Annotated in this window: 15 protein-coding genes; 8 read left to right on the forward strand and 7 right to left on the reverse strand. The window is 49.3% G+C overall.

Annotated elements, in window-relative coordinates; all coding sequences use genetic code 11:
- Positions 1 to 7: 7 nt before the first annotated feature.
- Positions 8 to 3,064, forward strand: a complete 3,057-nt coding sequence (ydiJ, locus tag ACQUQM_RS06300; RefSeq protein ID WP_432473637.1) for a D-2-hydroxyglutarate dehydrogenase YdiJ — start codon at positions 8 to 10, stop codon at positions 3,062 to 3,064.
- A gap of 108 nt (positions 3,065 to 3,172) precedes the next feature.
- Here the strand turns inward: ydiJ and ACQUQM_RS06305 are convergent, their stop codons facing one another.
- On the reverse strand, positions 3,173 to 3,397 hold the full coding sequence (locus ACQUQM_RS06305) for a hypothetical protein (RefSeq protein ID WP_432473638.1): 225 nt from the start codon (positions 3,395 to 3,397) through the stop codon (positions 3,173 to 3,175).
- A gap of 156 nt (positions 3,398 to 3,553) precedes the next feature.
- On the opposite strand from ACQUQM_RS06305, the gene ACQUQM_RS06310 reads away from it, so the two are divergent.
- The 6 genes from ACQUQM_RS06310 (at position 3,554) to ACQUQM_RS06335 (ending at position 8,114) form a co-directional block, all read left to right on the forward strand.
- Positions 3,554 to 3,931, forward strand: a complete 378-nt coding sequence (locus ACQUQM_RS06310; protein ID WP_432473639.1) for a DUF2750 domain-containing protein — start codon at positions 3,554 to 3,556, stop codon at positions 3,929 to 3,931.
- 66 nt (positions 3,932 to 3,997) lie between these two features.
- Complete coding sequence (locus tag ACQUQM_RS06315) at positions 3,998 to 4,558, forward strand: SAM-dependent methyltransferase (protein ID WP_432473640.1); 561 nt, start codon at positions 3,998 to 4,000, stop codon at positions 4,556 to 4,558.
- A 152-nt stretch (positions 4,559 to 4,710) separates the two neighbouring features.
- The gene (locus tag ACQUQM_RS06320; protein ID WP_432473641.1) at positions 4,711 to 5,799 is read left to right on the forward strand and encodes a GGDEF domain-containing protein; all 1,089 of its coding nucleotides are present in this window, start codon (positions 4,711 to 4,713) and stop codon (positions 5,797 to 5,799) included.
- Between the two features lie 156 nt (positions 5,800 to 5,955).
- Positions 5,956 to 6,444, forward strand: a complete 489-nt coding sequence (gene rraA, locus ACQUQM_RS06325; RefSeq protein ID WP_432473642.1) for a ribonuclease E activity regulator RraA — start codon at positions 5,956 to 5,958, stop codon at positions 6,442 to 6,444.
- A 220-nt stretch (positions 6,445 to 6,664) separates the two neighbouring features.
- The gene (locus ACQUQM_RS06330; RefSeq protein WP_432473643.1) at positions 6,665 to 7,072 is read left to right on the forward strand and encodes a hypothetical protein; all 408 of its coding nucleotides are present in this window, start codon (positions 6,665 to 6,667) and stop codon (positions 7,070 to 7,072) included.
- Between the two features lies 1 nt (position 7,073).
- Positions 7,074 to 8,114 carry an NAD(P)/FAD-dependent oxidoreductase gene (locus ACQUQM_RS06335; protein WP_432473644.1) on the forward strand — a complete coding sequence of 347 codons (1,041 nt, stop codon included), beginning with the start codon at positions 7,074 to 7,076 and terminating at the stop codon, positions 8,112 to 8,114.
- A 42-nt stretch (positions 8,115 to 8,156) separates the two neighbouring features.
- Here the strand turns inward: ACQUQM_RS06335 and ACQUQM_RS06340 are convergent, their stop codons facing one another.
- Positions 8,157 to 8,585, reverse strand: coding sequence for an RrF2 family transcriptional regulator (locus tag ACQUQM_RS06340; RefSeq protein WP_432473645.1), 429 nt, complete (start codon positions 8,583 to 8,585; stop codon positions 8,157 to 8,159).
- 301 nt (positions 8,586 to 8,886) lie between these two features.
- On the opposite strand from ACQUQM_RS06340, the gene ACQUQM_RS06345 reads away from it, so the two are divergent.
- Positions 8,887 to 10,431, forward strand: a complete 1,545-nt coding sequence (locus tag ACQUQM_RS06345; RefSeq protein ID WP_432473646.1) for an SDR family oxidoreductase — start codon at positions 8,887 to 8,889, stop codon at positions 10,429 to 10,431.
- Positions 10,432 to 10,511: 80 nt separating this feature from the next.
- On the opposite strand, the gene paaK is transcribed toward ACQUQM_RS06345, so the two are convergent.
- From paaK to paaG, 5 genes are all read right to left on the reverse strand, one after another.
- Complete coding sequence (paaK, locus tag ACQUQM_RS06350; protein WP_432473647.1) at positions 10,512 to 11,819, reverse strand: phenylacetate--CoA ligase PaaK; 1,308 nt, start codon at positions 11,817 to 11,819, stop codon at positions 10,512 to 10,514.
- Positions 11,820 to 11,948: 129 nt separating this feature from the next.
- Positions 11,949 to 13,157, reverse strand: a complete 1,209-nt coding sequence (pcaF, locus tag ACQUQM_RS06355; RefSeq protein ID WP_432473648.1) for a 3-oxoadipyl-CoA thiolase — start codon at positions 13,155 to 13,157, stop codon at positions 11,949 to 11,951.
- Between the two features lie 24 nt (positions 13,158 to 13,181).
- Positions 13,182 to 13,622: a hydroxyphenylacetyl-CoA thioesterase PaaI gene (gene paaI, locus ACQUQM_RS06360; RefSeq protein ID WP_432473649.1), complete on the reverse strand. Its 441-nt coding sequence runs from the start codon at positions 13,620 to 13,622 to the stop codon at positions 13,182 to 13,184.
- The gene (gene paaH, locus ACQUQM_RS06365) at positions 13,622 to 15,136 is read right to left on the reverse strand and encodes a 3-hydroxyacyl-CoA dehydrogenase PaaH (RefSeq protein WP_432473650.1); all 1,515 of its coding nucleotides are present in this window, start codon (positions 15,134 to 15,136) and stop codon (positions 13,622 to 13,624) included. The genes paaI and paaH overlap by 1 nt, the downstream gene beginning before the upstream one ends.
- Before the next feature lie 26 nt (positions 15,137 to 15,162).
- On the reverse strand, positions 15,163 to 15,954 hold the full coding sequence (paaG, locus tag ACQUQM_RS06370; RefSeq protein WP_432473651.1) for a 2-(1,2-epoxy-1,2-dihydrophenyl)acetyl-CoA isomerase PaaG: 792 nt from the start codon (positions 15,952 to 15,954) through the stop codon (positions 15,163 to 15,165).
- Position 15,955: the final 1 nt, after the last annotated feature.

Consider the following 15,955-nt stretch of genomic DNA (forward strand, 5'->3'; position numbering starts at 1 on the left):
CCCGGGCATGATTCCACGTATCGCTGAAATTGACAGTACTCAGAAGCTTTATCTCGACTTTATTGAGGACCTGAAAGGTAGTCGCTTTCAGGGGGAGTTGAATCCCGATTATGCAAATCGGGTGGTGTTGTCCACCGATAACAGTATCTATCAGGTGCTGCCCCAGGGCGTGCTTTACCCTAAGTGCATTGAAGACCTGGTGCTGATTGCCGGACTGGCAGTAAAGCCACATTATAAAGAGGTGGTTCTCAGTGCCCGTGGTGGTGGTACCGGCACAAACGGTCAGTCGCTGACCGATGGCCTGATTGTTGATGTTTCTAAGCATATGAATCAGGTTCTTGAAATCAACGCTGAAGAGCGCTGGGTAAGAGTACAGGCGGGCGTGGTTAAGGACCAGCTGAACGCTGCGTTGAAGCCTTACGGTTTGTTTTTTGCGCCGGAGCTGTCCACCAGCAACCGTGCCACCGTTGGCGGTATGATCAATACGGATGCCAGCGGACAGGGCTCCTGCCTCTATGGTAAAACCCGCGACCATGTGCTGGAACTTAAATCGGTATTTCTCGATGGCACAGTATGGAGTTCAGGCCCGATAACCGACGAAGTGCTGGCTGAGATACAGCAACGCGAAGACCGGGTGGGCGAGGCTCACCGCATCGTAGATCAGGTGTTTAACAAGAACGCAGCGCTTATTGATGAAAAATTCCCTAAGCTGAACCGCTGCCTGACCGGTTATGATCTGGCACATATTCGTGATGACAACGGCCACTTCAATCTTAATTCAGTGCTGTGTGGTGGCGAAGGGTCTCTGGCATTTATCGCCGAGGCTAAATTAAATGTCTTGCCGATTCCAAAGTATGCGGCGTTAGTTAATATTAAGTACTCCGGTTTTCAGGATTCTCTGGAAGATGCCGCAGATCTGATGAGCTGGGGTCCGACTTCGATTGAAACTATCGATTCAAAAGTCCTCAACCTGGCGATGAACGATATCATCTGGGATACGGTGAAGGATTATTTCCCGCAACAGGAGGATGAGCCGGTTATACAGGGGATCAACCTGGTTGAATATACTGCCGATGATGAAGATGAGCTTCGAAACCGGGTTGCGCAACTGACCGCTCAGCTGGAGATCGTGTCGGGCCGTCCGGGACAGTGCTTTGGTTACTCCGTAGTGTACGGTGGTGAAGAGATTAAGAAAGTCTGGGCGATGCGTAAAAAAGCGGTTGGTCTGCTGGGTAATGCCCAGGGCCAGCAGCGTCCGATCCCTTTTGTTGAAGATACCGCGGTACCACCGGAAAACCTTGCGCCTTTTATCAAAGAGTTCCGCGAACTGCTGGATAGCCATGAGCTTGCGTACGGCATGTTTGGCCATGTTGATGCGGGTGTATTACATGTCCGTCCGGCGATAGATATGAAAGATAAGGTTGAAGAATCCCTGATCCGTACCATAACCGATGGCGTGGTTAAGCTGACCCAAAAGTACAACGGTCTGCTATGGGGGGAACATGGTAAAGGGGTGCGGTCTGAGTATTCCCCTGAGTTTTTTGGTGAGTTGTATCCGCAACTGCAACGAATTAAGAGTGTGTTTGATCCGGCTAACCAGCTTAACCCTGGCAAAATCTGTACTCCACTGATCGATGGCGCTGAGCTATTGAAGATCGATCAGGTGCCGACCCGGGGCCAGTATGATCGTCAGATTCACAGCCATGTGCGGGACGAATACAAAGAAGCGATGTTCTGTAACGGTAACGGCGCTTGCTATAACTACGATCCCAACGATGCGATGTGTCCATCATGGAAAGGTACCCGGGAGCGCAAACACTCCCCTAAAGGGCGTGCATCGCTGATCAGAGAATGGTTGCGTTTGATGTCTGAACGCAACGTGGATCTTGTTAAAGAAGCAAATAAAGCACGGTACGGCTCGTTCCTGCGCAGCCTGCCAGGTCGCGTCCGCAATAGCTGGGGCAAGCGTGGCGGCGACTATGATTTTAACCATGAGGTACATGAAGCGATGATGGGCTGTCTGGCCTGTAAGTCATGCGTTGCCCAGTGTCCGATCAAGGTTAATGTGCCTGATTTCCGCTCCCGTTTTCTTGAGGCCTACTATGGCCGTTACCTGCGTCCGCTTAAAGATTATATGGTAGGAGGCCTGGAATTTATGATCCCTTACCTGGCACGCTTTCCGGCACCCTATAACTGGATGATGAATAATCGAGCCACACAGTCATTTTTCCGTCGCTGGGTCGGTATGGTCGATAGCCCGGCTATCTGCACTAATTCCCTGAAGCAGGGGATGGACCAACGGGGAATAAGCTTTGCGACTGCTGAGTCTGTTGCCAATCTGTCTGAACAGAGCAGAGCAAAGAGTGTGATCATCGTTCAGGATGCTTTTACCAGCTATTTTGAAACCCAGCTGGTTCTGGATGTGATCGACCTGCTAAACCGGTTGGGCTTTAATGTGCTGGTCGCACCGTTTAAACCGAATGGTAAGCCACTGCATGTACATGGCTTCAAAGCTGCCTTTGAAAGGGCTGCTGATGCTAATACTTCGATGTTGCAACAACTGGCGACAAGTGGCATTGATCTGGTCGGTATCGATCCGTCGATGACTCTGACTTACCGTCAGGAGTATATCGATGACAAAGTGCGCCAGCCGGTTAAAGTGCAACTGATACAGGAGTGGCTGGCAGGTCATAGTGAAGCTCTGAAGCTTAGATCTGAAGGCTTAAGTCAGAACAACTACAAGCTGATGGCGCATTGTTCTGAAAAGACGTCGGCGGCGACTTCTATAAACGATTGGAAACAGGTTTTCAGCGCACTTGGGCAAACCCTTGAGCTGCAGGCTACCGGTTGCTGCGGTATGGCAGGCACCTATGGCCATGAATCTGAAAGCTATGATACGTCGCGCAAGATATATGATCTGAGCTGGTCTGAAGTGGTTAACGATTCAACTAATGATGGCAAGCTGGTCGCAACCGGCTATTCCTGTCGCAGCCAGGTTAAACGACTGGATGAAAAGCAGATCCCGCATCCATTACAAGTGCTGTTAGGCGTTGTTAAAGGGTGATTGCCAGTTAGTAATTTAAGTGGTGACTCAGGCTATAACCCTGGTTGAGATTTAGTTGTGAAGTGAGGCCGGTGTTTTGCACCGGCTTTTTTTGTGTCTGGGTAGCGGTTATCTGTTTTTTTCTTGCTGGGCTTTCAGGTATTGCTTATCCATCTCCCCATATTGGCGGGCGTATGCATCGGGATCTGACCGCCACAGACGAAATAGTTTACGGTCATTTTTTGCCATCGGCGGTGGGTTTAAGCGTCGACGCTGTATCGCATGCCAGGTGACCGGTGCAAAAACTAAAACAATAAACAGTAAAACCCAGAAGTATTTGTATTCTTCGGACATAACGGACTCATGATCAGGCGGATTACGGATGACTAACTAGTAGTCAACCTCACAAACTGGGAGGTCGGCGACTCATCTGTCATAGTTCAAAGCCGTTTATGATATATGATTATGGCATGGGGGGGATATGCGAATCCCTAATACAGGTAAGACACGATGAAAATTTCTCAGCTGTTCAGCACAAAGCAGCAGTTTCCTGACGAACAGGTTACCGCTGTCTTTGCTGAAGAGATCCAAACAACCTGTAAACTCTGGATAATCAAGGATGGTACTGAGTTTCTGATACTATCGAGCAGTAATGGTCAGTGCTTACCGGTGTGGTCTGATCGCCATAAAATGATAAATTTTCTGGAAGGGCGCAATGAAACTTCCTGGCGTTCAATGGCTGTGCCGCTGCATATGTTTTTCACCGTATGGTGGCCTGAAGTGCGCCATTTGTCCGGCAATATCGGGATCAACTGGTGTGGTGGTGGCGACCAGGAGTGTGTTGTCAGTGGCCAGGAATTTGAGTATCTCTCTGGTCGTCCACAATAAGTGTTGTCCGGAGTAGCTTTACCCAGAGTGATTTTATTCCCGAATTAGTTATGAGGTTGTCAGGGGTTGTATAAAGACAGAGTTAAATGGGATCGGCGCTATAGTGACAAAACTATTCAGCTGCCCAGTCCGGTAAGCTTTCTGCTGGACAACAGTTCGATTCTCAATCCGGGAACTGTGCTTGATCTGGCCTGCGGTGATGGGGCTGCTGCTTTATATCTGGCTAAAGAGTCCCGGTTTACGGTGACCGCTGCGGATATTTCTGAGCAGGGCCTCAAACGCCTTACTGCCTTTGCTGCACAGCAGGGGGTTAATATCCGAACTGTTTGTGTCGATCTCGATGATAGCGATGCGGTAGCAGAACTGGGTCAGTACGATAATATCGTAATCAGCCTGTTCAAACCTTCATCCGAGCAATTCCTGCGCGTAGTGTCTCTGCTTAAACCAGCAGGTAAGTTAATGTTAAGTACTTTTAATCAGCAACATCATGAGGATACGGGGTTTCCGTTAAAATACTGTCTGTCTGACAATGAATTCTCGATCGTTCCGAGTGGATTACGTTTGCTGGAACATCATTGCAACCCTGATTTAGCGATTGACAGCTATGTTTTTGTGGCACAAGGTTAGTGATTAAATCTTCAATCAGTTTTAGAACGTAACTCACGCTAAAAATTACACCGCAAATAGTACGCCGTGAAGGGATTTTTGTTTTTAAACTGTGACTCTGGTTTTGCAGGCTCAGGTTTAAGTCGTATCAGATAGTCGAGGTCAGGATGACGATGCCGTACGCCGATCTGGATCAGTTTGAGCATCCGGATTATTTCAACTTTCATAAGCAGCGCTTGCTGCCCGTATTTCAGCCATTATTGATGTTTGGTGCTGCAATCAACATCATTTTTGGCATCAGCTTTCTGTTTACCCACCCGGATACAGGCAATATTGCCTTGTTTTGTATGTCTCTTGGCGCTTTGCTGATTCTCGGTATTCACTATTTTGTCGGCCGGATTGAGACTGAGAAAGCATTTACCGGTACTGTGCTTTCTCTGGGTTCTGCCAGCCTGATATTAACAACCTACTTTTTCGTTATTACTGATGATCGTTTTGTATTCGTCTCTTTTGCTGTTTTTTATTTTCTGTTCGGGCTATTTATCATTGCCCCTTTAGTCAATTTCCGGCTCACGATACTTTCTTTTCTACTCGTTGATTGCATAGTCTTTTCCGCATTTTTCAGTGTCGGTGTCGCACCTTTGGATTTCGTTATTACATTTCTGATGTATCTTTCGGGGATGTTCGTTTTTGTTGGAATTGGCATTTTTAAAGTAAGGCAGAATGCCGAATTGAGTTATCGTCTTTCAACCGATCTGTTTAAGCGATCGGTCAAAGATGATCTCACCCAGGTGCTAAATCGCGGCGCCTGGCATGATGTCATTAAGAACCAGCTTAATGGACTAGACAAGCGTGCGCTGCCGTTGACGTTGATGCTCATTGATATTGATTATTTTAAAGATATTAACGACAGTTATGGTCATATTGCCGGCGATAAGATTCTTATCAGAGTAGTTGAGTTACTCAATCAGCATCTGAGGAAAAAAGATTGCCTGGGCCGGTTGAGTGGTGACCAGTTCATCGTGTTTATGCCTATGTTGCCCCTGGCCGTTGCTGAAACTATTGCGGAACGGGTTCGCAGTCAGGTTCAGCTTACTTCAGTATCTCACTTAGGACGACCAATTCACATTACCTGTAGTATCGGCCTGACCAGTTATCAGCGGCCTGGAACTGATCTTGCGCGTCTGATTCAGGAAGTCGATACTGAGCTTTGTGCAGCCAAGCGGGCAGGGCGTAACCGGGTTTTTGCTGTTGAGTATTAGTTTACTTAAGAGCCTGCAATTCGCCAGTTGATCTGCTGTAGCTATCAGGACTGCCGTTTCATTATGCAATAACTTCTGGTTCTATAATGGTAGTGCATTTGCATTGTATATAGGCGATCATGCGTATCAATTTTATCGTATTAATTGGAGTGTGCTGTGGAAGATTTACTACCTGAACTCTGCGATCAGTTCCCGGAACTGGTACAGGTTGTTGAACCAATGTTTGGTAATTTTGGTGGCCGTGAGCGTTTTGGTGGCGAGATCGTTACCCTTAAGGCATTTGAAGATAACTCATTAGTCAGGGAGCAGGTCGCGCTTTCCGGCGAAGGCAAAGTACTGGTTGTTGACGGTGGCGGTTCAATGCGCCGGGCAATGCTGGGTGATATGCTGGCTGAAAAGGCGACTAAAAACGGTTGGGCCGGTATTATTATTTATGGCTGCATCCGTGACGTTAATGCCATCGGTGAACTTGATCTGGGGGTGCAGGCGTTAGGCGCTCATCCGATGAAAACGGAAAAGAAAGGCCTCGGCGAATTAAATGTAGAGGTCACTTTCGGTGGTGTCACTTTTAAACCTGGTCAGTTTGTTTATGCCGATAATAACGGTGTTCTGATCTCTCCTGAAAAGCTGGAATTAACAGCTTAAATCCCTTTTGGCGCTTCTCTGCCCGGAGAAGCGCGTTTGTTGCTTACCTCCACTTATTTTACATACCGATAAGCAGACTCTGCGCTCTTGCATAACATGTATTATTGTCACATGTTAATGATTCATATAAGATGTATTTTGTATGCATCTTTATGTTAGTTTTGAACAACGGGGCCTCTGGAGATAGTGGTCACTTTGATTTTTTTGTGGAGGAGTAGGTATGCGTAGATCCGAGGCTTTAAAGCAATTAAGCCGGGAGCATCATCAGGCGCTGGTGTTCAGTAAGAAGCTAGCCCGGATAAGCGATTTGGAAAGCGAACAGAAGCCTGTTGTATGGGCAGCATTTCGGGAAGAGTTATCTGAGCATCTGCTGCCTCATTTTTGTGAAGAAGAAGCGATGTTTGAGGCGTTAGGAGTGAATTGTAATCCCACAGCACTGGTGACTCGATTTCATACCGAGCATAAGGATTTACGGAATCTTCTTAACAGCACTTGCCCTACTGCAGCAATACCGCTGTCTGAACTGCTTAAGCAGCATGTGCGGTTCGAAGAACGTGAATTGTTTAACTGGCTCGAGGCGGAGTTTGGCAACGATTATCTGGCGTTGGTACTAGAGACGGGTGGCTGAAATGCGACAAACTGATGTTGTAATTATTGGCGCCGGACCATGCGGTTTATTTCAGGTGTTTGAGTTGGGATTACAAGGGCTGAAGGCTGTTGTAATTGATTCTCTGGATCGGGCTGGAGGGCAATGTATTAATCTTTATCCCGGTAAGCCGGTATATGACATTCCGGCAATTCCCGCAATCAGTGCTGAGGACTTAACCGGACGGCTACTAAGCCAGATAGCCCCTTTTGAACCCGAATTTTTTTTTAACGAGACGGTGGCAGGTATCTATGGTGACGCCGGTGCGTTTCAGGTCAGTTGTACTTCGGGTCTGAGGATCCAGGCTAAAGCAGTAGTTATCGCAAGCGGTGCTGGTGCATTTAAACCTGTTCAGCTAAAACTTGCTGGTATCGATGTATTGCGAGAGCGATCTTTGTTTTATCAGGTAAAATGTCCTGAACAACATCGGGATAAGCATGTTGTTATTCTGGGTGGTGGAGACTCCGCTCTTGACTGGGCTTTACAGCTGGAAAAAATCGCCGCATCAATTACTTTGATTCATCGTACTGACAGGTTTCGTGCGCAGCCTGCGTCGGTGAAGAAGATGATGCAACTTTGCAGTGATCTAAAAATGCAGTTCTTTCAGGGCAGGGTTGTTGAATATTCAGCGCTACAGGGAGAACTCAAATCGATTAAGGTCGCAGGTCGTGATGGTATTGTGCGCCGTATGGAGCTGGATCATCTGCTGGTCTTTTTTGGCTTGTCGGCCACCAGTAAACAGTTTGGCCAGTGGCAGCTGGAGCAGCAGTTTAATCAGATCGTCGTTGATACACAGAGATTTGGTACCAGCCGTGAAGGTATCTATGCAGTCGGTGATATCAACTGGTATCCGGGTAAAAGGAAGTTAATTCTAAGCGGTTTCCATGAGGCCGCTCTGGCAGCATTTGCGATCAAAGAGCAGTTGTTGCCGGGTAAGAAAGCTTATCTTCAATACACCACAACAAGTCCGTTAATGCATCAGCGATTAGGGGTACATCCGGATATCAGTGATCTGATTGACTAAGGTGGCTTTGCATGAATTACCGGCTGTACTCTTCCGTTGAGGTCATTTCTGCGAAGCTATAAGCGTCCTCTTCAATGCCGGATTGTCGATCAGGTCGGCCAGAGTATATTTTTGCAAGGTATGCATAAATGCACCTTGAGCCTCAGCAAGAACCTGTTGAAAGCTGCACACGCTTTTTATCCGGCAATCCTGAGAGAAACAGTCCACCAGAGGGGAAAGCCCCTCAGAATGACTAATAACAGCGCCTATATTTATCTCGTCAGGTGAGCGTGCGAGTTCGATACCGCCGTTTTTGCCCCGATAGGTCTTAAGGTATCCCGCTTTTGACAATGAATGTACAACTTTGCGCAGATGATCGACTGATATATCGTAAAAATGGGCAATCTCGGCAAGGGTTGATAGTCGCTCAGTGTTGTTAGCAACGTAGAACAGAGTTCTCAGAGTATAGTCAGAAAAGCGGCTTAGCTGCATTGTGTATCCGTCTTAAAATGTAACCTGAATATATCTTATATTACCCCAGCTGGATTTTAATTACTGTCGGTTTATATGCGTTTGATCAAGCATCAGGCTGCAAAATAGAATTTTATTCAATTGTCTGTACTCACTGCTTATAGTATTTTCAAACAACTGTTTAATACCTGTGCAGACAGTGTAAAGCAGATCAAGGGTGGTGGTTAATGGATTGTAGCCGCTCTTTCGCCAGTCTTAAGCCACCCTGCCATCACTGGATATCCAGTTCCAATTTTATATCTGATACTTTGAGGTCGAAGGAATGAACCACAATAATTCATTTTCTATAGCGCAGTCGTTGCTAGGTAAAAATATTCTGGTCACCGGAGTAACTGGCTTTCTTGGCAAAGTTGTAGTTGAAAAACTATTAAGGGAGGTACCTGAAATTGGTGGAATAACACTTTTAATCAGAGGTAGTAAAAAGCTTAGTGCAGGGCGGAGATTACAACAGGAGGTGTTCGATGTACCGCTGTTTGATAGTCTTAAAACTGTGTATGGTGCTGAATTTCAGGACTATATAAATAAAAAAGTCAGGCTTTTGGAAGGTGATTTGACGGAGCATTATTTTGGCTTGTCAGCCTTACGTTTTGAACAGTTAGCCGAATCCGTTGACCTGATTATAAATTCAGCGGCAAGTGTCGATTTTCGTGAACCACTGGATAAGGCGCTACAAACAAATACTCTGAGTCTGAACAATATTATCGCAGCTGCACGCAGACCCAGCGGGCGCACTGTGCCGGTGCTTCATGTATCGACCTGTTATGTAAATGGCTTTAACAAGGGGCTTATCAAAGAGGAGATTGCAGGGCCCGCCAAAGGAAACATTCCGCCATTATGTGAGAGCAGCTACCAGATAACCCATCTGCTTGACCGTCTGGAGTTAAAAATTGATGCGATACGCAAGCGCTATTCCAATCTGAAGGAGCAGCGGGAAGAACTGATCAAACTTGGTATTCAGGAAGCGGTTAGTTATGGCTGGAATGATACTTATACCTTCACAAAGTGGCTCGGTGAGCAGATCCTGATCAGAGATCTGGCTAAGAAGAATCTGACCATTGTACGGCCGTCGATCATCGAGAGTGCGGTGCAATTTCCAAAGCCCGGTTGGGTTGAAGGAATTAAGGTTGCTGATGCGCTGATTTATGCCTATGCAAAAAAGCGTTTGTCGGTATTTCCTGGAGATCCTGACAGTATTTTGGATGTAATCCCCGTAGATCTTGTTGCCAACGCGGTAATCATAGCGGCAGCCGAAGTCTGTATTAAACCACCTCAGTTGCGTATTTATCAGTGCTGTAGCGGTCGCAGTAATCCGATCAGCCTGTCGCGTTTTGCAGATTATATTGAACAGGAAGCTAGGCAAAACTTTGCCAGTTATCCAAAGCTGTTTGCCGGAAATAAGGTAAGTCGAGCCAGAATTATCAGCCCGCAACGACTCGAACTGTATCTTAAAGCACTCGCTCGTTTAGTTTATTACAAAGGCCTGATCAGAAAATTGTTGGGTTCTAAAAAAGTTGGTAAGACGGTAAAGAAGGTTAGTACTACCGCCGAATTAGCTAAGATATACGGTTATTACTGTGCAGCAGACTATCGCTTTGATAGTACTAAGCTTGAGCAATTAGCAACCTACCTTGAACCGGAAGAGCGGGACCGTTATGTCATTCGTGCAGATAGTTACCAATGGCAGCATTACTTGCAAGAAATCCATATGCCGGGCCTGCACCGTTACGCTTTGGATAAGCGTCCGACAACTCCTTTGCCACAGCCTTCACGGATTGAAGAGGCCGCTCCGATCTATAAGGTCGCCTGACTTTACAGGCCGCTAGCGTTGATAAATGCTCTTTAATAAAAAAGGCCGCTTAGCGGCCTTTGTTCTTACAGATGAATATCTCAACCTTTCGGGCGGTTATCAAAAACCCGTTTGGCTTTACCTTCAGAACGCGGCAGGCCACCCACCGGCACAATCTCAATCTTAGTCGAGATACCCACCACCGACTTAATATGGTGAGACAGCTCTTTCATCGCCTGATCCTGATTCGCAGATTGCGCTTCCGGGGCCATCTCGACTTTCACCAGTACCGTGTCCAGGTTGCCCTGCTTGCCGACAACGATCTCGTAGTGTGGCGCCAGCGCCGGAATCTTCAGAATCTGCTCTTCGATCTGAGTCGGGAATACGTTCACGCCACGGATGATCATCATGTCATCGGAGCGGCCAGTGATCTTATCGATACGACGCATCGGACGCGCGGTACCCGGCAACAGACGGGTCAGGTCGCGGGTACGGTAACGGATGATCGGCAACGCTTCTTTGGTCAGGGAGGTGAATACCAGTTCACCGTATTCGCCGTCAGGCAGTACTGCACCGGTATTCGGATCGATGATCTCAGGGTAGAAATGATCTTCCCAGATAGTCGGGCCATCTTTGGTTTCAATACATTCCATCGCGACACCCGGTCCCATCACTTCAGACAGGCCATAGATATCAACCGCATCGATACCCAGGCGGTTTTCGATGTTCTTACGCATCTCTTCGGTCCACGGTTCGGCACCGAAGATACCCAGACGCAGTGAAGTATCCCGAGGATCCAGACCCTGGCGTTCCATCTCATCGATGATATTGAGCATGTAAGACGGCGTCACCATGATGATGTCGGGATCGAAGTCACGCATCAGCTGAACCTGTTTCTCGGTCTGACCGCCGGACATCGGAATAACCGTACAACCCAGACGCTCGGCACCGTAATGGGCGCCCATACCGCCGGTGAACAGGCCGTAACCGTAAGAGATATGCACCTTGTCGCCGTAATGACCGCCAGCCGCACGGATCGAACGCGCCACGACGTCAGCCCAGGTGTTGATATCGTTTTGGGTGTAACCCACTACCGTTGGCTTGCCGGTAGTCCCGGACGAGGCATGAATCCGCACCACTTCGTTCATCGGCACCGCGAACGAATCAAACGGATAGGCATCACGCAGATAGGCTTTAGTGGTAAACGGGAACTTGCCCAGATCATCCAGAGTCTTCAGATCAAACGGATGTACGCCGTGCTCTTTACAGAGGTTATGGTACGACGGCACATTGTTGTAGGCGTGGGCGATACTCCACTGCATGCGGTTAAGCTGCAGCTCACGCAGTTCATCGATGCTTGCAGTTTCAATCTGATCAAGAGAACCGCGTAATGGCTGGTCATATTGCATGGTTATTCTCGTCCTGTCTTATAGTTCTGTTGAGCGCATCTTTATAGTTATGTCGGTATTCGGGACCGTGATGCGCTTCTTTTACTGCATTTTTGATACAACTGGCGGGCTGTTTACTGCCGCTATCAGTTACACCCGTTCGATGATCAGGGCTATACCCTGACCCACACCGATACACATAGTGCACAGTGCGTAGCGGCCACCGGTACGGTGCAGCTGATACATCGCAGTCGTCACCAGGCGAGCGCCGCTGGCACCCAGAGGGTGACCCAGAGAGATCGCACCGCCGTTCGGGTTAACGTTGGCGGCATCATCCGACAGACCCAGATCACGCATGACCGCCAGCCCCTGTGAGGCAAACGCTTCGTTCAGTTCGATAACATCCATCTGCTCCAGCGTCAGACCGGTTTTTGCCAGTACTTTGCGGGTAGCAGGCGCAGGGCCGAAACCCATAATACGGGGCTCAAGGCCAGCGGTTGCCATACCGACAACCCGTGCTTTCGGTGTAAGGCCGTGTTTTTCTGCAGCCTCTTTAGATGCGATCAGCAGAGCACAGGCACCGTCGTTAACGCCGGATGCGTTACCCGCCGTAACCGAGCCGCCTTCACGGAACGGCGCGCGCAGCTTGCCCAGCGCTTCCAGCGTCGTCGAGGCACGTGGGTGCTCATCGGTATCCACTACGACAGGATCGCCTTTGCGCTGCGGGATAACCACCGGCACGATCTCATCAGCAAACAGACCCTGCTCCATTGCGGCAGCAGTCTTCTGCTGGCTGCGAAAAGCAAACAAGTCCTGGTCTTCGCGGGAGATATTGAAATCTTCAGCCACGTTCTCGGCAGTCTCCGGCATGCTGTCGACACCAAATTCAGCTTTCATCTTCTTATTGATGAAACGCCAGCCGATAGTGGTGTCGTACAGACCGTTCGGATTACGGCTGAAAGCGGATTCCGCTTTACCCATAACAAACGGTGCACGGGACATCGACTCACAGCCACCGGCAATCATCAGGTCGGTCTCGCCCGACTTAATAGCACGGGCGGCATAACCGATGGCATCCATACCGGAGCCGCACAGACGGTTGATCGTGGTGCCCGGCACATCGGTCGGCAGACCGGCCAGCAACGCGGACATACGCGCCACGTTACGGTTGTCTTCACCGGCCTGATTGGCATTACCGTAGATGATGTCTTCAACCTGCGTCCAGTCTACATCCGGGTTGCGGTCCATCAGGGCCTTGAGAGGTATCGCGCCCAGATCATCGGGACGTACCGGGGCTAACCCGCCACCGTAACGACCAAAAGGGGTGCGAACCGCATCACAGATAAAAGCGTCTTGCATGGCCTTACTCCTTTGTCAGGCTGACTATTCCGGAATTACCGAACCTTTAATCTGGTAGGATTTGCCACGGAAGTAGCCTAGCTCTTCATCTTTCTGATTGTACAAGGTAATGTCATATACACCAGTCCGCCCGCTGCGGGTTCGCTCTTTCGCGATGGCGGTCAGAGTGTCACCTTCAAAACCCGGAGCAACAAAATCAATAGTGCAGCCGCTGGCGACCGTTACCTTGTTATAGGTATTACAGGAATGGGCGAAAGCAGTGTCACAGAGTGCAAACATGAAGCCACCATGACTCATAGCGTATCCATTGAGCATATCTTTGCGGACCTGCATAGATAATTTGGCGTAGCCAGGGGCTACTTCGTCGATATTAATGTCCATGCCTTGTGCGGCGTAATCACGCTCATGCAAGACTGCGCTACAAGCTTCTGCCAGTTGTTGCGGGGTCATGTTTTCTACCAGCATTATGCGCCTCCGGCTACTTTGCGCAGCAATAGTGGCGATGCCCGATATCGGTCTTCACCGTAAGCATCGATCAGGTTGTCCAGCACATCCAGGGCATAGCTCAGGCCCAGAGTGGTGACCCATTCAATCGGTCCGCAAGGGTAGTTTACGCCGCCTTTCATGGCGATATCGACAGCCGCGTCATCGCATACTTGCTGATTAACAGCATCAAATCCTTCATTAGCCAGCATGCACACCGTACGCATTACCGCCATGCCCGGCACATCGTCGATAATACTGACGGCTTTACCGGCAGCCTGAAACAGGCCGATCGCAGCATTGATAGCGTCCTCAGAAGCCTGATCAGCAGGCGCCAGGGCGATACGGGAAGCTGTTGTGTAGTCCAGAGCCAGATCGAAGTTAACCAGGTTTGGACGCATAGTTTCACCTGCACGCTGCGTCGTGAACTGACCGTTGGTCAGCATCAGGGTGGCATCGCCAACCATAATCATGCCTTCAACTTCGTCGTTCTCAACGCGATTGATTTTGACACCCGCTTGCTCGAACAGCGGTACCAACGCTTCGGCTACGCCTAAGTCTCCCTCGATCGTGATACTGCTCGGAGCAGACTGGGCATCAGCCGTTGCGGGTGTGGCTTTTACGGCATCTTCGCTATAGTCGTAGAAGCCTTTACCGCTCTTGCGGCCAAAGTGACCGGCATCAACCAGCTCTTTTTGAATCAGCGATGGCAGGAACCTTGGGTCGTTATAGAACGCCTCAAATACTGAACAGGTCACAGCATAGTTAACGTCGTGACCGATCAGATCCATAAGCTCGAATGGGCCCATACGGAAGCCGCCGCACTCACGCAGCAGGGCGTCGATGGTGGCTATATCCGCTGCACCTTCCTGATTAATACGCAGGCCTTCGGCGTAGAACGGGCGGGCAACACGGTTCACGATAAATCCAGGGGTGGATTTAGCATGTACGGGCAGCTTGCCCCAGATGGCTGACAGGTCGTAGATGTCCGCAGCAATTTGAGGGTCGGTATCCAGGCCGCTTATAACTTCAACCAACTTCATGATCGGCGCCGGATTGAAAAAGTGCATACCCACCAGATTCTGCGGACGCTTCATACTTGAACCGATAGCGGTTACCGAGATAGAAGAGGTATTGGTTGCGATAACGGTGGATTCAGCGCAGATATCTTCCAGCTGGCCAAATACCTGCTGCTTAATATCAAGGCGTTCAACAATCGCTTCAATAACCAGGTTGGCTGGTGCCAGATCATTGATTACGGATACTGGCAGAATGCGGGCGACCAATGCATCTGCATCATCCTTCGTCATACGACCGCGCTCAACAAGCTTATTCAGACCTTTAGCGGTATTATCGATACCACGCTGGGCTGCGCCTTCAGCTGCGTCGAACAGCAGTACCTGATGACCTGCCTTTGCTGCAACCTGAGCAATGCCCGCACCCATAGTGCCGGCACCGATAACTGCAATAACAGAATCTGTAGAAAAACGACTCATAATATAAACTCCGTACTTATCTGTTATTACTGGCCTTTGAATTCAGGCTGACGCTTGGCCATGAAAGCGCCAACGCCTTCGCGGTAATCTTCGGTGCGGCCGGCAATGGTCTGCAGGTCACGCTCAAGGTCCAGTTGCTCATCGAATGTATTGGTCGAAGAGGCTTGAATTGCGCGCTTGATCAGAGCCAGGCCTTTAGTTGGCTGGGTAGCCAGTTGTTTAGCCATCGCCAGTGCCGCATCTTTGAGCTCTTCAGGCTCAAAGGTCTTCCAGATCATGCCCCATTGTTCAGCTTGCTCGGCAGATAGTTTGTCACCCAGCAGGGACAGCGCCATTGCACGAGGCGTGCCCAGTGCTCGGGGCAGGGTCCAGGTACCACCGGAATCCGGTACCAGGCCAATTTTACAGAAAGCCTGAATAAAGCTGGCTTTCTTCGAGGCTAGAACGATGTCACAGGCCAGCGCGATGTTTGCACCAGCGCCTGCAGCCACGCCATTAACGGCGCAGATTACAGGCATCTCCAGGGCGGTAATTGCACGGATCATCGGGTTGTAGTTCTTTTCGATGGACTCACCCAGGTTCGGCATCTCTGCACCGGGTGCGACATTGCGATCGCTCAGATCCTGGCCAGCGCAGAAACCACGGCCGTTACCGGTAATCAGCAGGCAACGAACTTCAGCATTAGTTTTTACTTGTTTCAGGGCATCACGCATTTCGGCGTGCATCTCTGTGTTAAAGCTGTTCAGGCTGTCCGGACGGTTGAGGGTCAGAACTGCTACACCTGAGGTGATTTCAAACTCAATATTTTCGTATGCCATC

The organism is Amphritea sp. HPY (assembly GCF_050870985.1).
In the GTDB taxonomy this organism is placed as follows: domain Bacteria; phylum Pseudomonadota; class Gammaproteobacteria; order Pseudomonadales; family Balneatricaceae; genus Amphritea.